The organism is Paenibacillus sp. CF384 (assembly GCF_900106745.1).
In the GTDB taxonomy this organism is placed as follows: Bacteria; Bacillota; Bacilli; order Paenibacillales; family Paenibacillaceae; genus Paenibacillus_Z.
Genome location: NZ_FNNV01000001.1, coordinates 687,117 through 708,164, shown reverse-complemented (window position 1 = coordinate 708,164; position 21,048 = coordinate 687,117). Strand labels below are relative to the sequence as shown.

At 50.8% G+C, this 21,048-nt stretch carries 17 protein-coding genes; 16 read left to right on the top strand and 1 reads right to left on the bottom strand.

Going from position 1 to position 21,048, the window contains the following annotated elements; translation table 11 throughout:
- Nucleotides 1-93 precede the first annotated feature (93 nt).
- The 3 genes from BLW29_RS03215 (at nucleotide 94) to BLW29_RS03205 (ending at nucleotide 2,392) form a co-directional block, all read left to right on the top strand.
- Nucleotides 94-702: an N-acyl amino acid synthase FeeM domain-containing protein gene (locus BLW29_RS03215; protein WP_090976123.1), complete on the top strand. Its 609-nt coding sequence runs from the start codon at nucleotides 94-96 to the stop codon at nucleotides 700-702.
- Entirely contained in the window at nucleotides 702-1,460 is a 759-nt protein-coding gene (locus BLW29_RS03210) for a ThiF family adenylyltransferase (RefSeq protein WP_090976121.1), read from the top strand. The genes BLW29_RS03215 and BLW29_RS03210 overlap by 1 nt, the downstream gene beginning before the upstream one ends.
- A 164-nt stretch (nucleotides 1,461-1,624) precedes the next feature.
- A complete protein-coding gene (locus BLW29_RS03205) occupies nucleotides 1,625-2,392 on the top strand; it encodes a class I SAM-dependent methyltransferase (protein WP_090976119.1) in 768 nt (255 codons plus the stop codon).
- A gap of 546 nt (nucleotides 2,393-2,938) precedes the next feature.
- Here BLW29_RS03205 and BLW29_RS03200 read toward each other — a convergent pair.
- The gene (locus BLW29_RS03200) at nucleotides 2,939-3,646 is read right to left on the bottom strand and encodes a FadR/GntR family transcriptional regulator (RefSeq protein WP_090976117.1); all 708 of its coding nucleotides are present in this window, start codon (nucleotides 3,644-3,646) and stop codon (nucleotides 2,939-2,941) included.
- Between the two features lie 238 nt (nucleotides 3,647-3,884).
- Between BLW29_RS03200 and BLW29_RS03195 the strand changes: the two genes are divergently transcribed.
- The 13 genes from BLW29_RS03195 (at nucleotide 3,885) to BLW29_RS03135 (ending at nucleotide 20,832) form a co-directional block, all read left to right on the top strand.
- Nucleotides 3,885-5,042 carry an extracellular solute-binding protein gene (locus BLW29_RS03195; protein ID WP_218147086.1) on the top strand — a complete coding sequence of 386 codons (1,158 nt, stop codon included), beginning with the start codon at nucleotides 3,885-3,887 and terminating at the stop codon, nucleotides 5,040-5,042.
- Nucleotides 5,039-6,238 (top strand): CaiB/BaiF CoA transferase family protein, encoded by a 1,200-nt coding sequence (locus tag BLW29_RS03190; protein WP_090976115.1) that lies wholly within the window; start codon nucleotides 5,039-5,041, stop codon nucleotides 6,236-6,238. The genes BLW29_RS03195 and BLW29_RS03190 overlap by 4 nt, the downstream gene beginning before the upstream one ends.
- A complete protein-coding gene (locus BLW29_RS03185; RefSeq protein ID WP_256208281.1) occupies nucleotides 6,235-7,350 on the top strand; it encodes a CaiB/BaiF CoA transferase family protein in 1,116 nt (371 codons plus the stop codon). Before BLW29_RS03190 ends, BLW29_RS03185 begins: the two co-directional genes overlap by 4 nt.
- Nucleotides 7,351-7,369: 19 nt before the next feature.
- On the top strand, nucleotides 7,370-8,209 hold the full coding sequence (locus tag BLW29_RS03180; protein WP_256208280.1) for an amidohydrolase family protein: 840 nt from the start codon (nucleotides 7,370-7,372) through the stop codon (nucleotides 8,207-8,209).
- Nucleotides 8,210-8,224: 15 nt separating this feature from the next.
- The gene (locus BLW29_RS03175) at nucleotides 8,225-8,689 is read left to right on the top strand and encodes a MaoC family dehydratase (RefSeq protein WP_090976113.1); all 465 of its coding nucleotides are present in this window, start codon (nucleotides 8,225-8,227) and stop codon (nucleotides 8,687-8,689) included.
- Between the two features lie 86 nt (nucleotides 8,690-8,775).
- Nucleotides 8,776-10,404: a response regulator gene (locus BLW29_RS03170; RefSeq protein WP_090976111.1), complete on the top strand. Its 1,629-nt coding sequence runs from the start codon at nucleotides 8,776-8,778 to the stop codon at nucleotides 10,402-10,404.
- A complete protein-coding gene (locus BLW29_RS03165; RefSeq protein ID WP_090976109.1) occupies nucleotides 10,401-12,269 on the top strand; it encodes a cache domain-containing sensor histidine kinase in 1,869 nt (622 codons plus the stop codon). Before BLW29_RS03170 ends, BLW29_RS03165 begins: the two co-directional genes overlap by 4 nt.
- Nucleotides 12,253-13,953, top strand: a complete 1,701-nt coding sequence (locus BLW29_RS03160) for an extracellular solute-binding protein (RefSeq protein ID WP_090976107.1) — start codon at nucleotides 12,253-12,255, stop codon at nucleotides 13,951-13,953. Before BLW29_RS03165 ends, BLW29_RS03160 begins: the two co-directional genes overlap by 17 nt.
- Nucleotides 13,954-14,105: 152 nt before the next feature.
- Nucleotides 14,106-15,011, top strand: coding sequence for an ABC transporter permease (locus BLW29_RS03155; RefSeq protein ID WP_256208277.1), 906 nt, complete (start codon nucleotides 14,106-14,108; stop codon nucleotides 15,009-15,011).
- Between the two features lie 19 nt (nucleotides 15,012-15,030).
- Complete coding sequence (locus BLW29_RS03150) at nucleotides 15,031-15,909, top strand: carbohydrate ABC transporter permease (RefSeq protein ID WP_090976105.1); 879 nt, start codon at nucleotides 15,031-15,033, stop codon at nucleotides 15,907-15,909.
- 75 nt (nucleotides 15,910-15,984) lie between these two features.
- Nucleotides 15,985-17,742 carry an extracellular solute-binding protein gene (locus tag BLW29_RS03145; RefSeq protein WP_090976103.1) on the top strand — a complete coding sequence of 586 codons (1,758 nt, stop codon included), beginning with the start codon at nucleotides 15,985-15,987 and terminating at the stop codon, nucleotides 17,740-17,742.
- A gap of 96 nt (nucleotides 17,743-17,838) precedes the next feature.
- Entirely contained in the window at nucleotides 17,839-20,328 is a 2,490-nt protein-coding gene (locus BLW29_RS03140; RefSeq protein ID WP_177186469.1) for a glycoside hydrolase family 2 protein, read from the top strand.
- Nucleotides 20,329-20,439: 111 nt separating this feature from the next.
- Nucleotides 20,440-20,832, top strand: a complete 393-nt coding sequence (locus BLW29_RS03135) for a hypothetical protein (RefSeq protein ID WP_090976099.1) — start codon at nucleotides 20,440-20,442, stop codon at nucleotides 20,830-20,832.
- The last annotated feature ends 216 nt before the right edge of the window (nucleotides 20,833-21,048 follow it).

Genomic DNA, 21,048 nt, shown 5'->3' with positions numbered 1-21,048 from the left:
AAAAGACCAAATGCAGAAAGAAACAGTCAATCTACGAAGTGTTATTTTGACGAAAATGCCTTACCAAAATCCAATATAAGGGAGTTTTTACTTATGAAAACAAGTACTCAATACTTTTACAGCGTTGCAAGAGGGAAACAGCGCGAAAAAGCGATTAAACTGCATGTTGAACGCTATGTAGAAGTCGGTTTTTTTAAAAAGAATGAGAAGGATCCTTATCAAGCCAATTCTACTTATTTCACCTCGCAATCAGTTGAAACAGAAGAGGTAGTTGGCGTCACCCGATTGATTTTCGAGAAGCTTGATGAGCTGCCAACGCTGCAAAACTTTCGCATCTTTGACATTGAGAGAATTAAACTCCAACAGCTTGAAGTCATTCGGTATGCCGAACTGAGTGCGTTTACGAAATTGCCTGCACATGACGTTGCACTTGGATTGCTGAAGACGGCCTTGCAATATTCACTTCAGATTGGCATTACTCACTGGGTTTGCTGCGTGGATGAGAGAGTCTATAATTATATGAACCGGATCTTCAAATTTCCATTCCGACTGATCGGGGATTCACGCGTCTATCTGGGCTCGACAACAATCCCATGTGTTCTCGTGCTGGATGATGTATTAAATACGGTTAGAGAAGCGCGACCTGCGCTATACGATTATTTAGTTGAACAGGAAACTCGCTATCTGGAGGTGCTTAATTAATGAAAGAGCAATTTATCCGCAATTTAGGCATTATGTCTGAAATCGACGTGGACAAGCTTCAGCAATCGACGATTGCGATTGCCGGCTGCGGCTGTATTGGCGGCTTCTCGGCTGAACTGCTGGCGCGTATGGGGATTGGCCGACTCGTGTTAGCAGATCCTGATACGTTCGACGTCTCCAATATTAATAGGCAGTGCGCAGCGACCTATCATACCGTCGGAATGTCCAAAGTGACTGCACTGAGGGAGCATTTACTCGCCATCAACCCGGACCTGGACATTATTGAATTTCCAAATGGAGTCACAGAAGCGAATGTCGCCGAATTTGTCCAAGATGCCGATTATGTCATCGATGCGATCGACTATTTCGCCTTTCATGATGCGGTTGCGCTGCACCGGGCGGCTCGCCGCCAGGGGAAGTATATCATTACGGCAGCGGCACTAGGGTTCGGAGCTACGGTACTTACTTTTGCACCGGATGGAATGACAATTGAACAAATCGCGGGCATTCCGGAAGATATGCCAATCGAGCAGCTAAGAGGTGCAACATTCCCACCGGCGAGCTATGCCGATAAGCTGCCTTCATACGTGACGGTTGACCATCTCCAAGAATGGCTGACGAATAAGACGATTCCGACTATCAGTGTCGGTCAAGCTTTAGGTCCGGGTGTGCTCGTATCGCAGCTCGTTCTCCATCTGCTCGGCAGGAAGAAGCCGCTGCTTGTACCGGAAATGTTTCAATTGCAATTTGAACTGTAATTTTTAATATTGACCAAAATTTACCTTGCGCATATAGTTGAATTAATTTAATGAAAGTGAGTGATTCCTATGCAAATGCGTCCATTCCAGAACAAGTCGGTGCGGAAGGGATAAGACCAAATATCCCTTCTGTGGTCAATGCCAACTCATGGAGGGAAGAATAAATGTCGTATAGCTACTATGGGAAATTATGTACCGAGGTTTATGATTTAACGAAGCGGGTCGGTCAGTCTCTGGGCGGCGATCTGGAATATTATCAAGAGCGGTTGAGCGGGTGCAAAGGGCGAATACTTGAAGCGATGGTTGGGTCCGGGCGCGTCATTATTCCTCTGTTGGAAGCGGGACTGCTAGTTGACGGCGTGGATTATTCACCCGACATGCTGGCATCTTGCCGTAAACGGTGCGAAGATCGAGGGCTAAACGTGAGGTTGTTCGAATCGAATCTCGTAGAGCTTGACTTGCCCGATCGCTATGAAGCGATTATTATACCTGGCGGCTCGTTCTTATTGATTGAGAATCGTGAGGATTCGATTGCAGCACTGAAGCGATTGTACGAACATCTGCAGCCTGGCGGACGACTGATGCTGAGTTTATTTCTGCCGGATACTCATTTTGAAAGCGGCGGGTTCGGCGGATCATCGACCTTTCATTTGCCGGATGGCGATATGATTACGATGGAGGGCAAGCTGCTCGAAGCGGACTTCTTCGATCAATACAAAGTGACCTTGTTGAAATACGAGAAGTGGCGCAAAGGTGCTTTGATCGAGACGGAGCTGCAGCGTTTTGCCTTGCGGTGGTACGGCGTGCACGAGTTTAAGCTCGTGCTGGAGAGTATCGGTTTCAAGGATGTGGTCGTGTCAGCAGACTACGAGTATGGCCGAACTCCAAGTAACGGGAAGCAGAGTTATGCGTTCGAGGCGGTAAGGAAATAAAGATGAGGGCTGTTTCAGAAGCGGGTTTTTGGCTTTTTGAGCGGCCCTTTCTTATGTTGTCGAGAGTGATGCGAGGGATGCGGAAGTGAATCTTAGTCGCTGAGTAAGTGGAGTGAGTAGTGGATGCTTTTCGAGAGTCGGATATCGCGACTCTCAGTGTTAAATTAGTAAGTTTTCGTGAGTGAGAGTCGGATTTTCCGACTTTCAGCCATTGGTAAAGGTGTGAAATTGGAGCAAAGAAGTGTGAAAGTCGGATTTCGCGACTCTCGGCGTCAAAATAGTGAGATATCGTGGTTGAGAGTCGTGTTTTCCGACTTTCAGCTATGGATAGGGGGGCGCTTGGTGTGGGGAGGAGGTGTGAGAGTCCGAATTTGGAACACTCAGGGCATGGAAAATGTGATTTTGCGGTTGAGAGTTTGATTTTGAGAGTCTCAGCTACGGGAAGGGGAATTGGTGGGGGAGGCCAACTGGGATGGAGGAGTAGGAGTGGTGGAAGAAATATGAAAGAGATATGAAAGTGAAACGAAAGAGAGGGCATGCGCCCCCTTAGTCGGTTTTCATGATGTTCGCGTAGAACTGTTTCGAGGAGGTGAACAGTCCCTTGAGTGCAGTGTGCAGTTGTTTCTTATCACGGGAGGTAAGCGCGGCGAGTATGGCGGAGCGCTGCTTGACGCTGTTTTCTTTGGCACCAGGTACGCGGAGCAGCTTCAGGCTCGTTTCTCGTCTAAGGTGAATGCTCATTTGCATCAGCTTGTTGAAGATTCGATTGTCGGAGCGTTCGCCGATGCGAAGGTCGAAATCATCAAGCAGCTGGAGAAAAGCATCCGCCTCCATATGAACCGACTCCGACATGTGGACGAGCTTCCTGTCAAGCAAAGCAAGCTCCTCCTCGGTGAGTTGATCGGCGGCAGAAAGGTAAACCTCGGTTTCGATCAGCTGCCGCGCCGCATAAACCTCGTCGAGGTTATGTTTCTCCCTGTGGAACATCCAAGCAATCGTATCCGAAGGAATCGGCTCCTCCTGCTTATTCACAAAGCTGCCTTCACCTGCCTTGATGGTGATGAGGCCGATCAGTGCAAGCGCTCGAAGCGCTTCTCGGACTCGACCGCGTGTAACGCTGAACCGCTCGGCGAGCTCTCGCTCGTTAGGCAGCTGCGCACCAGGCTCAAGATGACCGTTTGTAATCAGCTGCGCGATTTGCTCCATAATTTGTTCGGTAACCGTGAGTCGTTTGACAGGTTCAATCTGTATCATGAGAGGTAGTCTCCTTAATCGGCACATGGGATTGAAAATTAGCATTGATGGAAGAAGATCATTCATGGTAATCTGGTCTCGTGGTACTACCAGAGTACCGATTCCTCAAAGAAGCTTAACACGAAACAGAAACCGAGTAAAGAACAGGCAAGCATCTGCAATCCCTCCTTCTATCTATCGTGGTACTACCAGAGTACCATGCTGTTACTAGTCAATCATGATGAAAGGTGATGACAAATTGACGACAACATTAAGAGGTATTACATGGAACCATAGTAGAGGGTATGTGCCGAAGGTGGCAACCGCGCAGCGTTTTATGGAAACGCATCCAGGCGTGGAGATCACTTGGGAGAAAAGGTCACTGCAGGAGTTCGCCGATGCGCCGATCGAGCGTCTGGCAGAGCGGTATGACCTGCTCATTATCGATCATCCCTGGGCGGGTTTCGCAGCGGACAAAGGGATACTCGTTCCGCTGGAGCAGCATGTGTCGGCAGCATTCCTAGCCGATCAAGCGCAGCATTCGGTCGGTCGCTCGCACGAGAGCTACCTTTTCGATGGTGTGCAGACAGCATTCGCCGTAGATGCGGCGACTCCGGTAGCTTCGTATCGGCAGGACCTACTTGCGGCCGCTAATGAAGAGGTGCCGCAGAGTTGGGATGAGCTGCTTGCCTTAGCGAAGAAGGGCCGGGTCGCTTTTGCAGGGATTCCGGTAGATGCGTTGATGAATTTCTATATGCTCTGTGTCACGCAAGGTGAGGAACCATGCAACAGCAACGATGAACAAGTAGTGAGCGAGGAAACAGGTGTTCTAGCACTGGAGCTGCTTCGAGAATTAACGGCATTGTGTCCAGTAGAGATGCTTCAATGGAATCCGATCCGAGTTTACGAAGCCATGTCCTCAGGAGATGGCATCGCTTATTGCCCTTTCGCTTATGGATACTCCAATTACGCTCGTGCCGGGTATGCGCGGCATTTGCTTCATTTTACCGATATGGTGTCGCTCGGTTCACATGGGCGGCTTCGGTCCACGCTGGGCGGAACGGGAATTGGCGTGTCGGCACGATGCACGAATACCGATCTGGCGGTGGAATTTGCTGCCTATATAGCCAGCCCGGAGATCCAGCGAACCGTATTCGCGGAGAACGGAGGGCAACCGGGACACCGCGCTGCTTGGGATGACGTAGAGCTTAATCGACGCACGAACGGGTATTTCCTGGCTACGCTTCCGGCACTTGACCGCGCCTACTTAAGGCCGCGCTACAGCGGTTACTTAGAATTCCAAGACCATGCCGGCGACGCGGTTCGGGACTATATCATTTCCGGCGGGCGGCCGCAGGAAGTGCTTGAGCGATTAAATGGACTTTACCGGTCATCCAGAATGGAGGCGTCAAAATGAAACCATTAGAGGGACTACTGGTTTTGGATTTCAGTCAGTTTCTGGCCGGACCTTCGGCAGCGCTGAGGCTCGGTGATTTGGGTGCGAGGGTCATCAAGATCGAGCGGCCGGGGACCGGCGAGCTGAACAGGCAGTTGTCGATCAAGAATCAGATGGTGGACGGTGACAGCATGCTTTTTCATACGATTAATCGGGGAAAAGAGAGCTATGCGGCGAATTTGAAGGACAGCGAGGATGCAGCCAGTGTACGGGCATTAATCGCGCGAGCGGATGTGCTGATTGAGAATTTTCGGCCGGGGACCATGGAGAAACTTGGACTTGGCTATGAGGCGGTTAAGGAGCTGAACAGCGGTATCGTATATGCCTCAGTGACCGGTTATGGGCAGGAAGGACCTTGGCGTGATAAGCCTGGGCAAGACCTGTTGATTCAGTCTTTATCAGGACTTGCATGGCTGAACGGCAATGCGGACCAGCCGCCCGTACCATTTGGACTCGCGGTCGCAGATATGTTCGCAGGTGCTCACCTGGTGCAAGGGATTCTAGCCTGTTTAGTTCGGCGAGGGCGAACCGGCCAAGGCGGGCGAGTGGAGGTCAGCCTTCTGGAATCCGCGCTGGACCTCCAGTTTGAAGTACTGACGACACACTTAAACGATGGAGGAGAGTTGCCCCAGCGAAGCGCGGTGAACAATGCACATGCGTATTTGGGAGCACCTTATGGCATTTATGAAACGAAGAACGGCTATTTGGCGCTTGCAATGGGATCGGTTGTGCGGCTGGGTGAGCTGTTGGAATGCGAACCGCTGTCAGCCTTTCAAGATCCGAAGACGTGGTTTACGCAGCGTGATGAGATTAAACAACATCTTGTGTCGCACATCCAAACGCGCAGCACGGAGGAGTGGCTGAACGTATTAGAGCCGGCGGATTATTGGTGTGCTGATGTGCTGACGTGGGAGCGATTGTTTGCCCATGAAGGATTTAAGGCACTCGATATGGTTCAAGAAGTAAGGCGCGAAGATGGCAGCCGCCGACTCCTGACGACGCGTTGTCCGATTCGGATCAATGGCGAGAGGCTGTTAGATACAAGTGCGGCACCAAAGGTCGGGGAGCATACTGCGGCGATTGAGCAGGAATTTCAGCTTCGCGATGTACAGTCGCCCGAGGGACAACAGCAAATTGACGGAGGCGAGAGAGCTTGATCGACTTCAGCAGTAAGAGCGGGTCCGCGCATAGTGAACAGATGCAGCAACGTCCGTTAGAAGGATTGCTCGTGCTTGATTTTGGGCAGTTCTTGTCCGCTCCATCCGCCGCGCTCAGGCTGGCTGATCTTGGCGCACGCGTGATCAAAGTGGAGCGGGCGGGCAGCGGAGATATTTGCCGCAGCTTGTATATCTCCAATATGGAGCTGGACGGAGACAGCACGCTGTTCCATTCGATCAACCGCAACAAAGAGAGCTTCGCTGCCGATCTGCGTAATCCGATCGATGCAGCCGAGGTGCATGCGCTCATCCGGAAGGCGGATGTACTCATTCAGAATTTCCGTCCTGGCGTTATGGAACGGTTGGGCTTTCATTACGAAGCCGTCAAGGCGATTAATCCAGCCATTGTCTATGGAGAAATTACAGGATACGGGAACGAAGGTCCGTGGGTAGGCAAGCCGGGCCAAGACTTGCTCGTGCAATCGATGTCCGGCTTGACGAATGGAGGAGGTCTTAGCAGCGGATCGCCAATGCCGCTCGGGCTCGCGGTCACGGATATGATTGCAGGTGCGCATCTGGTTCAAGGCCTATTAAGCTGCCTAGTGCGCAGAGCAGTGACCGGAGTCGGAGCGAGAGTAGAGGTCAACTTGCTGGAATCGGCGCTTGATCTGCAAGCAGAGTCGCTGACCGAGTATATGAATCGCGATGCTGCGGAGGCGCAGCCGAATTCTCCACAGCCGCCAAAACCAAGTGGCATCTATGCGACAAGTGACGGCTACGTCTCCGTGATGCCACGGGAGCAACACGAAGCTAAAGTAGAAGCCCTCTTGCATGCCACCAACGCCATGACATCGCAGCAGTTAACCTCAGCGCTGGAGTCCGCAGGATACGAAGTCTCGCAAGTGCTGAATTGGCGACAGCTGCTAGAGGAGGAACATGTTAAAGGGATGAATATGGTGCAATCCATCACGCGCGGCAACGGAACCACGATGAGGACAACATGCTGTCCGATTCGCATAGACGGCATACAGTTTAGGTCAGCGAAAGGCTCACAGAAGGTTGGCGAAGATACGGCAGCAATCCGGAAACAGTTGATAGATCCAATACCTTAAAGGAGGATGTCGCACAGAGATGATGAAAATCGACGCGCACCAACACTTTTGGCATTTGGAGAAGGTCGCATATCCGTGGCTAGATCCTGCATTCGGCACGATTTGCCGGACGATCGAGGCGCCAGAGCTGGAGCCTCTGCTGAAGGAAGCCGGCATTGATAAGACCGTCATCGTACAAGCGATGAACAGCTATGAGGATACGGAATACATGCTGCAAGTAGCAGAGGAGAAGGACTGGGTGGCTGCGGTCGTAGGCTGGGTACCCCTCAACATTCCTGAAATCGCAGATAAAAAACTAAAGCAATTCAAGCAGAATCCGTATTTCAAAGGTGTCCGTCACTTAATCCACGAGGAGAAGGACCCGGACTATATCATTCGTGAATCCGTTATCGAAGGTCTCCGCGTGCTTGCCTCCTACGATCTCACGTTCGATCTCGTGGCTGTATTCCCTGATCATCTCAAGCATGCTCCGCATCTGGCGAAGGAAGTACCGAACCTTAGAATCGTCATCGATCATCTGGCCAAACCGCCCATTAAGGACAGGACGATGGGTGAGTGGGCGGAGCAGCTCGCCCGAGCCGCGCAGTTCGAGAATGTCTACGCCAAGGTGTCGGGGCTGAATACAGCTGCACATCACGACAATTGGTCGGCCGAGGATCTGCAGCCTTACATCGATTACGCCAAGGAGCAGTTTGGTGCAGACCGCCTCATGTTCGGCAGCGACTGGCCTGTCGCCAACTTAGCTGGCGATTACGGCAAAGTATGGAGAGAAACGAACCGTGCGATCGCCGCTTATTCGGAAGCGGGGCGAGATGCGATCCTGGGCGGGACTGCGGCGAAATTTTATCAAATCAAATAAAAGGAGGCTTGCGGGATGAGAAGTTTATTTTACGACGATTACGAGATAGGAGCAGTGAGAAGCACGTTTGGTCGTACGATTACGGAGACGGATATTGTGCTGCATGCCGGCCAAACCGGAGATTTCTATCCGCATCATATGGACGCTGAATGGTGCAAAACGCAGCCGTTCGGCCAGCGAATCGCACATGGCACGTTGGTGTTCAGTGTCGGTGTCGGCATGTCCGCAGGTGAACTTAATCCGGAGGCATTCTCCTATGGGTACGACAAGCTTCGTTTCACCAAACCGGTGTTTATCGGGGATACGATCTCGGTGCGCATCACCATCTCGGAGAAGCGTGATTATCCGAAACGTCCTGAATTCGGTGTTGTTGTGGAACATGTGGAAGTCATCAATCAGAATAAGGAAACCGTTCTGGTCTGTGACCATTTGCTGCTCGTGAACAGAAATAAACCGGCTTCCCAATATACGGAAATCTAGCGAACAAACGGAAACGATTGACCATCTGCCAGGCATAATAGTATGGTAAGCTTGCAGCACCATCAGAGGGGCTAGGAGGCTTCTGCATGTTCAACGTCATGATTGTTGAAGACGAAATGCTCGTACGTTTAGGATTCAAAAACTCCGTGCAATGGGACAATTACGGGATGACCGTATGCGCAGATGCGGCCAATGGCAGGGAAGCGTGGGAATATTACACGAACAGCGTGCGTCCGGATGTCATCATCACCGACCTTCGCATGCCGATTATGGGCGGGATCGAGCTCATCAAGAAGATTCGGGAGCAGGATGCGCAGACGCGTATTGTCATTTTGTCGTGCATGGAGGATTTTGATTTAATTCGCCAGGCGATGCAGCTTGGCATCTCCAGTTATATTCTGAAGCTGACGATGACGGAGGAGGAGATCCATCATGTACTGATGCGCGTGCGCGAAGAGCTCGGCACGCAGATGACGCTCGGTACATCCAAAGGGATCATCCATAACCCGGATCAGCTGAAGGAAAACATTATCAAGAACTTCGTCTTCTACCATCTCTATTCCAAAGACGAGTTCGTTCATCATATCGATCAATTGAAGCTGCGGCTGAACCCGGAGCGGCTCATCGTTGCGATGATGGAAATCGATCATTTCGAGCTGGTGCAAACGAAATTCAATGACGAGAAGGGCGAGCTGATACGCGTTACCTTCTTGAATGTCTTGAATGAGCTGCTCGTACAGTCGCAGCGCGGCGAGGTCGTTTCCGACGAAGACAAACGATATCTATTCATCTTCAGCTTCCGAGATATCGCGAGCGAATATCAAATTCGTGAGGAAATGATCGGGATTATGACCCAGATTCAGAAGGTGCTGAGCCGGTTCTTCAACATCTCCGCAACGTTCGGCGTGAGCGGGATGAAGAGCGGATACGCTTCGCTGCACACGCTTTACAAGGAAAGCGAACGAGCGGTCGCGCAGAAATTCTTCCATGGTACGGAGCGTTTGCTGTTCCTCAGCGATGTGGATGCCGATGCGACCGAGGAACTCGTGCGCAGGAAGCTGCAGCAGTTTCATGAGAAATGGTCGATGATCGAAGAAGCGGCGCAGAAGGATGTGGAAGCCATCGTGCAATCCTTCCTCACATCCGGTCGGCTCAGCCATGAACAGGATATTAGGAAGCTGTTCGTCCGCCTGCTGCATTGCCCGTCTGTCACCGCCTCCCTTAGTGAATCGGAAGTAACAGCGCTTGTCTCCGCTTATGGCGAAGAGATGCAGAAATGCGAAACGCTGGATGAAGCAGCGACAGCTTATAGTAAATTTCTATCCGAAATCATCTCCAGAGGCGGTATCAAGAAGCAGCTGAGCAAAGATATAGCGCGTGCCGTAAGGTTCATTCAAGACCGATTCCACGAGGACATCTCCTTGCAGCAAATTGCGCAGTACTTGGAATTGACGCCGAACTACTTAAGCGTATTGTTCAAGAAAGAGCTGCAAATGAACTTCTCCGAATATCTCAACCGCATTCGCTTGGAGAAAGCGAAGGAGCTGCTGCTCGGCACCAATCTCCGATCCTATGAGGTTGCGCAGCAGGTCGGATTTACCGATGACAGCTACTTCAGCCGTGCCTTCAAGAAGCACACGGGCGTAAGGCCGAACGGCTTTCGCAGATTGTGGATCAACGACTGGACAGGTACGGTGGAGGCGGAGGACAAATGATTGCCAATGCAGCGAAGTTCAAGTTTCGACTCTCCGGCATCTCGCTTAAGGCGCAGCTTATTTTCTCCTTTATGGCGGTTACGCTGCTGGTCTTGTCCATTAGCTCCTATTACAGCTATAAGAAAACACTGGACATCTTCCAAACGAGAACACAGGAGACCACCTTATCGCAATTTCGTCAAATTGAAATGAATACGCTTACTTTGCTCCATGAGGTGGATAAGCTGTCGAAGACCTTCCTCATGGAAACCAAAGTTCAGTCGTTTCTGCAAAGCGACAAGCTTTCGCATCTCGAATTCATTGCACTGGAACGAGACATTATGGATCGGATTAATCAATATTTAACGACTTATAATTATTTGGATTCGGTGTATATCTTCGCTGAGAACGGCACGGTTATCGGGGGAACGCTCTCTCAGAATCAGAGTACGGCGGAGGTGGGAAGGAACTATCCGTTCTACGCTACTCCGTTATACGAGCAAGTGAAATCCAGTTTCCCGCAAACGATTTGGACAGGCGGCTTGGAGACGATTGACTTTATGCGCAGCTCGATTCCGGATGGGCTGTCCAATTCCAGGGTCATCTCCTCGCTGCGCGGCGTAAGGTGGATCGGGGGCAGCCAGATGAGCGCAGAGCTCGTCTTTAATGTGAATGAGCGTTATTTCAATTCCGGCTATGGAAGTCTGCAGAGCACGCCCGGCGGCTCCATGCATATCATCGATCGCTACGGCAAAGTGATTTCAAGCACGATTGAGGAAACGATTGATCAGCCGTATCCGTTCATCTCGAAGCTGACGCCGGAGCATGCATTCGGCAGTTTCGCAGATAGCCGGGCCGGAACGCATGAGCAAATTATTTATTATCGGATGAAAGAAACCGGCTGGACCTTGGTTAACGAGGTGCCTACCGAGCTGTATACGAAAGATATTAGCCAGATTGGGCGATTCACGGCTGCGGTCTTCCTGCTGTCGCTCATTCTGATCGTCGTCTTCGCATCGTTATGGATGGACCGCATAATGAAATCGCTGCATCAGCTGATTAAAGGGATGAAGAATGTCGGCCGAGGGAACATCGGCATGACCTTGCCTCAAGCGTCCAATAAAGAAATCTCACTGCTGATCGAGCAGTTCAACAGCATGTCTACCGGTATTCTGGAGCTGATGAATCAGAATGAGGAGACCGAGAAGACGAAGCGCCAGCTTGAGATCGAAGCGCTCCAATCGCAAATTAATCCTCACTTCTTGTACAACACGCTGAATACGGTGAAGTGGATGGCGGCTATTGCCAAGGCACCTAACATCATGGAGTGCATGACCAGCTTAGGTAATATGCTTAGGCCGATTTACTATGATCCTTCGCCTCTCTGGTCGATTAAAGAGGAAATTGCGTTCGTTCAAAGTTATATCAACATTATGAATTTCAGGTACGGCGAGGAAATGAGGTTTGAATTCGACGTGCCGGAGCAGCTGCTGCAATGCCAGACGCTTCGCTTCATGATTCAGCCGTCCATCGAGAATGCGCTGATTCATGGCGAGATGCATAAAGGGGTCATTCAAATCTCGGTCTCTGAGAAAGGCGACGATTTGCTTGTTGTGGTGCATGACACCTGCGGCGGTATGGCGGCCGATAAAGTGATCGAAGTCAATCGGAAGATTCAATCCCAATTGAACGGGGATCGGGCATCGAAGGGGATCGGGCTGAACAATGTGAACAAGCGGATCAGGCTGCATTTTGGCGAACGATATGGCATCGAAGTGCAAAGCAAGGAAGGGGTCGAAACGAAAGTATTCATGACCATTCCCGCCATTTATGACCAACCAACCTCACTGATTACTGGAGGCGAACAGCTTGAAGCCGATAATTAGGCCGCGAATCATGTTGACGATGACGATCATGCTCGCCTTGTTGACCGCTTGCAGCGGAACCGGCGAGCCGAAGCAGCAAACGCAGGACGTGCAAACCGAAGAAAACAACGATACTGTCGTGCCGGCCAAACAGCCGGTTACGCTTAAAGTTCAATTGAATAGTGTAGGCAAGGACTTCGAGCATACAGAGGTATACAACGAGATTACGAGACAGACCGGCGTGACGATGAATCTGGAATTGTATGATGAACAGAAATTCAAGGTCGAGCTGGCCGGCGGCGATTTGCCGGATATTATCCAGGTACCGAATAAGAACATCAAGGAGCTGATAGCAGGCAGTAACATCATTCCGCTGGACGAGCTGCTGAAGACGAATGGACCTGACTTACAGCTGCCGGTATTTGAGAAAAGCTTCGCGTATATCCGGAAATTCTGGAGCGACAATACGTACAAGCTGTACATGGTTCCGGTCCAAATCGGCACCAGCGATTTCGGCTTTGAGCAGCAGGTCGGCTTTAATGTGCGTTGGGATTATTACAAGGAGCTCGGATATCCGAAGATCGATTCCATCGACGATATGGTGAATGTGCTGACCAATATGGTACAGAGGCATGGGACGACGAAGGACGGCAAGAAAGTGTACGGGGTCAGTATGTGGAATGACTGGGCGACATGGGGCATCCGAAGTATGGGGTTGATTACCGGCAACGGGATGTTCAACACCAATTTGATGCAGCTGATCAACACTTATACCGATACGACTCACAGCGAAATCTGGGACACCGCGATGTTCATGTACAAGGCGCAGCAGAAGGGGATTCTAGATCCGGATGCTTTTACAGCCAAATATAACGACATTGTAGCCAAAGCATCGGAGGGCACGCTGCTCTCGGCCGTCGCGACATGGCCGTTCACACGAATTAACGCGGATCTGCTGAAGGAAGGGCCTGATAAAGGGTTCGTCACGATTCCGCTGGACTTTGGGTTCACGAATGTCGGAGGCACGACGATAGCGGGTTGGAGCGATCGCGCTTTTGCCATTTCCGCGAACTGCAAATATCCGGAGCGTGCGATGGATCTCATCAATTTCCTCGTGTCCGAGCAAGGCTCGCGGCTGATTGCCAGCGGCATTGAAGGCGAACATTGGACGTACGTGGATGGCAAACCGGCGATGAAACCAGAGACGGTCACACTTGCGGCAAGCGGTGGAGACAACTGGAAGAAGACGGGGATTGGCATGATCGCCAACCAGCAAGGTTTTGCTGACTATACGAAGCTCAGCGACGGAGGAATTGTTAATCTGTTCAATACGCCTGAGGTGTTCGCGACCAAAGTGAATTCGCTGAACAAGGATTATGACGAATACTATGACGTTTCCTACCCGGCAGAGGCGTACAAGCGGCTGGTAGATCAAGGGAAAGTGAAAACGCTGTCCCATATGCCACTGGATGTGCTAAGTGCAATGCCTTCGCCGCCGGATGACATGAAGCGCATTCAGACTAAGCTCGATGAGCTGCTCGTGAAAGGAATGCCGATCATTGTCCTCGGTTCCAAGAACGATCAAGACTTCAAAGTCCACCAACAGGAATTGATAGATGAATTAATAGAGGCAGGCGCAGATATCTATTTCGCGTGGTATAAACGGTCTTATGAGGAGACGAAAGCACGGCTTGCAGGCGGGTAGACGTTCACACCATCATTCCAGGCTCTTCCAAAGCAGCGTTCAGCTGCCGTGGGGGAGCCTATTTTAGTCCAAAAATCGTAGAAAACTTCATATTTACGTCCTTGGCGATTTCTTATACTGAGGATAGAAAAAGAGACGGAGTGATACGAGAGATGAAATTTAAAGCTAGCCGAGTCACATTGTTCATCATGGTTGTGCCGTTTATCCTCCTGGTATTCGCCTTCAACTACATTCCATTGTTCGGATGGGTGTACGCGTTCTACGATTACAAGCCGGGCATTCCGTTATCGCAGACGCCGTTTGTCGGATTGAAGTTCTTCCGCTGGGCGATTGAGGAGAAGGAGGATTTGTTCCGAGTTCTCACCAATACGCTCGCGCTCAGCTTCTTATCAATTCTAGCTTCTCCGCTGTCCGTCATCTTTGCGATCATGCTCAACGAGTTGAGAAGCAAGCGCTTCCGCAAAATCGTGCAAACGCTGACGACGCTGCCGAATTTTATAAGCTGGATTATCGTGTATTCCCTTGCTTTCTTCATGTTCTCCTCCGGTGGCTTGCTCAATGAAATTCTGATGAAGCTCCATTGGATCGATGAACCGACGACTTTGCTTGGCAACTCAGCGGCGACCTGGTGGTTTCAGACCGGGATCACGATTTGGAAAAGCTTAGGCTGGGGCGCCATTATCTACTTGGCCGCGATAGCAGGCATTGATCCCGAGTTGTATGATGCAGCCAAGGTCGATGGGGCGGGCCGCTTTCAACGAATCATGGCCATAACGGTTCCGGGCATCATGCCAACCTTCTTCGTATTGCTGCTGCTCAATATTGCAAGCGTCCTCTCTAACGGGGCATCCGGCTTTGAGCAAAACTTCGTCTTCTACAATTCGCTGGTAGCAGACCGAATAGAAGCCCTTGATTACTACGTCTACCGCGTCGGGATTACGACAGGCGACATCTCCTTCGGTACGGCAATCGGCATAGCCAAATCGATCATCAGCATCCTGCTATTGTTCTCCATGAACGCGCTGTCCAAGAAAGTAAGAGGCCATTCCGTATTCTAGCTGGAGGTATTGACGACGTATGAAAAATGATTCCTCGCTTGTGTTCGATGTGTTCAACTACACGGTGCAGATTCTATTCACAATCATGTGCATTTATCCGTTCTACTATATCTTGATCTACTCTTTCAGTGAGCCGCAGGAAGCGCTGAAAGGGGTGCTGCTGATACCTAGAGGATTCACATTCGTCAACTATACGACAATCTTTAAGCTAGACGACATGCTGCACTCCTTCTTCATCTCCGTACTTCGTACGGTCATTGGAACAGCGCTCACGATAGCCTGCTGCTCGTGGTTTGCTTATGCCGTAACGAAGAACGAGCTGTATCTGCGCAAATATATCTACCGATTCTTGGTCATCACCATGTACTTCAACGCCGGTCTGATTCCGTGGTATATCACGATGAAGGAGCTGGGGCTGAAAAACAACTTCCTGCTCTACATTCTGCCAGGTGCTGTTGTCGCTTATTATGTTGTGCTGCTGAAGACGTTTATTGAACAGCTTCCGCAAGCGCTGGAAGAGTCCGCAATGATCGACGGCGCCGGACATTTTAAAATCTTCACGAATGTCATCTTCCCGCTCTCCATGCCGATTGTCGCTACTATTGCCGTCTTCGCTTCGGTAGGGCAGTGGAACACCTGGTATGACAATTATTTTCTCGTATCGAGTGATAGACTGCAGACGCTGCAGTTGATCCTATACAACTATCTGACGGATGCACAGCGTATCGTGGCAAGCAGCAGCATGCAGGATTTAAACCGTGGCATTGCCTCCAAAATATCGCCGGATTCGATCCGGATCACCATTACCATGGTGGTTACCCTGCCCGTGATGCTCGTATATCCGTTCCTGCAGCGTTTTTTTGTCAAAGGACTCATGCTTGGCGCCATCAAAGGCTAGCAAGTCCATAGCGCTTGGATGCAATAGCTCATTTAGAAGCTATCATCATAGAACATCATTTCAGGAGGTCATGGTATGAAGGTAAAGAAAGCACGAGGCAAGGCAGCTCTTATGCTTGCCACCATGCTGGTTGTTTTGTCAGGCTGCGGCGGCAATTCCGGGAACAATGCCAATAATACGGCTTCGACGAACACGCCTGCAACGACAGAAACAGAGAATACAACTACAGAAGCGACGAACAACAGCACAGCGACGGATGAGACTGCTGCCAATGCGCCAGCCGAGAATGCCAAAGCACCTATTACGTTTAAAGTACAAGTAAACAGCACGACCAAGGATTTTGAGAGCACCGACGTATACGCCGAAATTACGAAACAAACAGGCGTCACGATGGATCTTGAAACCTTCGATGAAGAGAAGTTTAAGGTAGAACTGGCTGGCGGTGATTTGCCGGATATCATTCAAGTGAAGAACATCAATACCTCCTACTTGAAGCAGTTGATTGAGGGCAACAATATCATTCCACTTGATGATTTGGTTGTGTCGAACGGTCCGGATATTCAGAAGCCGGTCTTCGAGAAAAGCTTGGCGTACAGCAAGAAGTTCTGGAGCAACGACACAGGCAAGCTGTATGTGATTCCGGTTCAGATCGGCCAGAAAGGTTGGGGCTTCGAGCAGGGAACCGGCTTCGTTGTCCGTTGGGATTATTACAAAGAGCTCGGCTTCCCGCAAGTGAAGAGCATCGATGATATGGTCAATGTGCTGGCAGACATGGTTGCCAAGCATCCGAAAACAGCAGACGGCAAGAAAGTATACGGTACGTCGCTTTGGAACGATTGGGGCACTTGGGGCTTAACCAGCATGGGCATGCTGACCGGCTCCGGCGATCCGATTGTCAATGATTACACGGATCTTGCGAAAAGCGGTGTCTGGGCAAATGCGGAGTTCCTGTATAAATCGAAGCAAAAAGGGATTCTCGATCCGGATGCATTCACAGCCAAATACGAGGACCTTGTAACAAAGGCTTCCCAGGGCACGCTGCTGAATGCGATTGCGACTTGGCCGTTCCAGAACGCGAATGCGGAATTGCTCAAAGAAGGACCAGACAAGGGCTTCGTTACCCTGCCGCTCGACTGGGGCTTCGCATGGGCAGCTGGCACTACGGTTGCAGGATGGGGCGACCGCGCATGGGCGATTACATCTAACTGTAAAGATCCGGCTCGTGCAATGGATTTGATTAACTTCCTGTCCTCCGAGCAAGGCTCCCGTCTGATCGAGAGCGGCATTCAAGGCGTTCACTGGGATATGGTTGACGGCAAACCGCAAATGAAGCCTGAGATTGTTGAACTTTCCAAAGCCGGCGGCGATCCTTGGAAGAAAACAGGCATTAACATGATGGCGAACCAACAAGGTCTTTCCGACGATACGATGCTTAGCGATGGCGGTCCTGTAAATCTGTTTAATACACCTGAAGTGTTCACAACGAAGATGAATTCCTTGCAGAAAGACTATGCCGACCACTTTGGCGTTCCATATCCAGCGGCCGCATACTCTAAGTTCGAGGATGCAGGTTCGGTCAAAACGCTTAATGTCATGCCGCAAGACGAGCAGGCTGCAATGGCGCCGCTGACGGATGATATGAAACGGATTCAGACGAAGCTGGATGACTTAATTACGAAAGGCATTCCGGATATCGTCTTGCATGCGAAGAACGAAGAAGATTATAAAGCAAGACAGCAGAAGCTGATTGATAAGCTGAACGATGCAGGCGCAGAGGAGTTTTACCAATGGCGTCTCAAAGCGTTTGACGAAGCCAAAGCGAAATTTGAATAAGCGGCTAATGGTTAGTTAATAGAAACAGCGCCGGACTGTTGAGAGGATTCAACTTGTCCGGCGCTTGTTTTTTGCCGTTTAGAAAGGGAGATGAACATGGGTATTGGCAGACAGGAACTGAATGGGGCATGGAAGCTGCGGGGAGCAGACGGACAGCGAGGCGCGGTGAAGACGCATCACCTATACGAAACGGATGCCGCGAAGTGGATGGACGCAACCGTCCCGGGCGAAGTCCACCTGGAGTTAATGAAGCAAGGACTGATCGAGGAACCGACTGAAGGACTGAACGCCTTGTCGGCTCGGTGGGTAGAAGAGAACCTGTGGAGCTACAGAAGAAGCTTCACCGCTACAGATGAAGCGATCCATAATCATGCTTGGCTGATTTTCGAAGGACTTGATTATCATGCGAAAATTTATCTCAACGAAGAATTGATTGGCGAACACGCCAATTTCTATCGTCCATGTAAGGTCTGCGTGACTGGTAAGCTTCGCAAGGAGAATCTGCTTGTCATCGTACTCGACAGCGGATTGCATCTGGCTGGGAACAAGTCCATCGAAGGTTACTACGAGAATTCACAGGATCATGAACTCCATAAGCGGATTTGGCTTCGTAAGCCGCAAAGCTCGTTCGGCTGGGATTGGTCAACTCGCCTCGTGAATGTCGGTATTCATAAGCCTGTTGCGCTTGAATGGACGACGAGAGTCCGGCTTGATGACGTCGTTATTCTATCTCAGGTGAGTGAAACGATGGATGAAGCGGTCGTGACGGTTCGCGCATTCGTTGAAGGGTGCGGGAAAAGTCCTGTTTCTGGCAATTTGACGGTGCGAATCGGCGAGGATACGAGTGAAGTTCAGTCGTTTGACTATACAATCGAACCCGGCATGCAGCGGCTTGAAGCGAAGTGCACGATTGCGCAGCCGAAGCTGTGGTGGCCTGCGGGTCATGGGGAGCAGCATCTCCATGAAGTGGCAGTGGAGCTGCTTGTGGATGGCGAGGTCGCCGGTTACCGCTCGAAGCGAATCGGGCTGCGCAAGCTGCGGATTAACCAAGACCCGCATCCGTCCGGAGGGAGTTACTTCTATCTTGAAGTTAACGATCGTCCGGTGTTCGCGAAAGGTGCGAATGCCATACCGCCGGATATGATTTTCTATCGTGCGGATCGTGCTCGTTATGAAGGGCTGATCAGTCGTGCGCTCGAAGCGAACTTTAATTTCCTGCGGGTTTGGGGCGGCGGCATCTACGAGACGGATGACTTTTATGAGTTGTGCGATGAGCATGGCATCATGGTTTGGCAAGATTTTGTATTTGCCTGTGCGGACTATCCGGTGACGGATGCTTCATTCATGAGCAATGTGAAGCAGGAAGCAATTCATAATGTTCGGCGGCTGGCGCATCATCCGAGCCTTGTGATGTACTGCGGAAACAACGAGAACGAATGGCATACCTTCTACCGGGAGGAAGGCGTAATTTACCCGGACTATGCCCTCTATCATCATATTCTACCGCGTATCGTGCAAGAGGAAGACCCTGGTCGGTATTATCAGCCGAGCAGCCCATTCTCGCCGGATCATCAGTACCCGAATGCGAATGATCGCGGCGATCAGCATCCATGGACGGTTGGTTTTGAAAATAACGACTTCCGCGATTATCGCGAGATGATCTGCCGCTTCCCGAATGAAGGGGGCATTCTGGGTACGACAAGTCTGCCTGCCACCGAAGCTTGCCTGCCTGAGAGCGGACGCTTCGTGCAATCCTATGCGTGGCAGCAGCATGACAATGCGGTTGATTCTTGGTTTGCGCTCTCGGCACCCGATAAGCAGATTAGCGATTGGACGGGGCTTGATCCACGCAGTATGTCGATCGAGCATTACGTCTATTACGGCGGCTTGATTCAAGGGGAGGGCTTGCGGGAGTATATCGATAATTTTCGTCGGCGCATGTTCGACTGCGCATCGGCGATCTTCTGGATGTTCAATGATTGCTGGCCGGCGACGCGCAGCTGGACGATCGTCGACTACTATTTGAATCGGACCCCGGCGTTCTATCCGGTGAAGCGGGCTTTCCAGCCGATTTCGGTCGTGGCAGCCAAGGAAGGTCAGATCGTTCGTGTATTCGGGATCAATGAGACCGAACAAATGTGGGTTGGGGAGTTGAATGTTGGCTTATTCCGGCTTTCCGGCGAATATGTGATGGATGTGCTTCGGAAAGTGGAATTGCCGCCAAATACATCCGTTTGTGTGATGGAATTCAGCGATGCGCAGTGGGAGGAAGCAGGTATTTCCGAAACGGCTGTTTTCGCAAGACTGGTGAATGAGCAAGGGGAGACGGTGGCGCGGAATCGGTTGCTTTTGCCTCGTTTTGTGGAGATGAAATGGAGTAAACCTCGGATTGAAGTGGCTAGAGAGGAATCGTTCGCGGTGTTCCGGAGCGACGTGTTTGCGTGGGGCGTATGTATCGACTTGGACGGAACCGAGCCACTGTCCGATAACTTCTTCGATGTTTGGCCGGGGATGCCTTATCGGATTCCGTGGCCGGAGGATCGGGAGCTGCCGGTTGTCCGATTTGTCGGCAATTTGGTTGAATAACGAAATAAAGGCGGCAGCGCGCGAACGGAGCGCATTGTCGCCTTTATTTTCTGTTGCAGCAAGAAGGAGAAACCAGCGAATCTGGAGCATGAAGCGAACCCAGAGGTCTACATGGCGGCGGAAACAGCGATTATGGAGCAAGAAGCGAACCCAGAGGTCTACATGGCGGCGGAAGCAGCGAAAATGGAGCATGAAGCGAACCTAGAGGTCTACATGGTGGCGGAAGCCGTGAATTTGGAGCATGAAGCGAATCTAAAGGTCTACATGGCGGCGGAAGCAGCGAAAATGGAGCATGAAGCGAACCTAGAGGTCTACATGGTGGCGGAAGCCGCGAATATGGAGCATGAAGCGAACCTAGAGGTCTACATGGTGGCGGAAGCCGCGAATTTGGAGCATGAAGCGAATCTAAAGTTCTACATGGTGGCGGAAACAGCGAATATAGAGCATGAAGCCGAATGTGGGGCAAGAAGGCTGTGTTTCCCGTCAACTGTCCAAAAACAGTAGAAATCTTCATTTCACCATCCAGCCTCGAAACGCTATACTTTTAGATGCAAAAGAAAGCGTTTTCATAACGAATCATCGCACGTTACATACGATACATCTCTTTTTAAGTCATAGGAGGTAGGTAGCTTCAAGTGTAGGCATTTGTTCGGCTAATGCTCGGCTGATTTCAAGTCCGCAGTTTGAGGGGTTTGAGATACAATTCTCTAGGAGGAAAGG

Excerpts from the sequence above, each read along its gene's own strand:
- BLW29_RS03215 (WP_090976123.1), top strand. The coding sequence starts at position 94 with ATGAAAACAAGTACTCAATACTTTTACAGCGTTGCAAGAGGGAAACAG.
- BLW29_RS03210 (WP_090976121.1), top strand. The coding sequence starts at position 702 with ATGAAAGAGCAATTTATCCGCAATTTAGGCATTATGTCTGAAATCGAC.
- BLW29_RS03205 (WP_090976119.1), top strand. The coding sequence starts at position 1,625 with ATGTCGTATAGCTACTATGGGAAATTATGTACCGAGGTTTATGATTTA.
- BLW29_RS03200 (WP_090976117.1), bottom strand. The coding sequence starts at position 3,646 with ATGATACAGATTGAACCTGTCAAACGACTCACGGTTACCGAACAAATT.
- BLW29_RS03190 (WP_090976115.1), top strand. The coding sequence starts at position 5,039 with ATGAAACCATTAGAGGGACTACTGGTTTTGGATTTCAGTCAGTTTCTG.
- BLW29_RS03180 (WP_256208280.1), top strand. The coding sequence starts at position 7,370 with ATGATGAAAATCGACGCGCACCAACACTTTTGGCATTTGGAGAAGGTC.
- BLW29_RS03175 (WP_090976113.1), top strand. The coding sequence starts at position 8,225 with ATGAGAAGTTTATTTTACGACGATTACGAGATAGGAGCAGTGAGAAGC.
- BLW29_RS03170 (WP_090976111.1), top strand. The coding sequence starts at position 8,776 with ATGTTCAACGTCATGATTGTTGAAGACGAAATGCTCGTACGTTTAGGA.
- BLW29_RS03165 (WP_090976109.1), top strand. The coding sequence starts at position 10,401 with ATGATTGCCAATGCAGCGAAGTTCAAGTTTCGACTCTCCGGCATCTCG.
- BLW29_RS03155 (WP_256208277.1), top strand. The coding sequence starts at position 14,106 with ATGAAATTTAAAGCTAGCCGAGTCACATTGTTCATCATGGTTGTGCCG.
- BLW29_RS03150 (WP_090976105.1), top strand. The coding sequence starts at position 15,031 with ATGAAAAATGATTCCTCGCTTGTGTTCGATGTGTTCAACTACACGGTG.
- BLW29_RS03145 (WP_090976103.1), top strand. The coding sequence starts at position 15,985 with ATGAAGGTAAAGAAAGCACGAGGCAAGGCAGCTCTTATGCTTGCCACC.
- BLW29_RS03140 (WP_177186469.1), top strand. The coding sequence starts at position 17,839 with ATGGGTATTGGCAGACAGGAACTGAATGGGGCATGGAAGCTGCGGGGA.
- BLW29_RS03135 (WP_090976099.1), top strand. The coding sequence starts at position 20,440 with ATGGCGGCGGAAACAGCGATTATGGAGCAAGAAGCGAACCCAGAGGTC.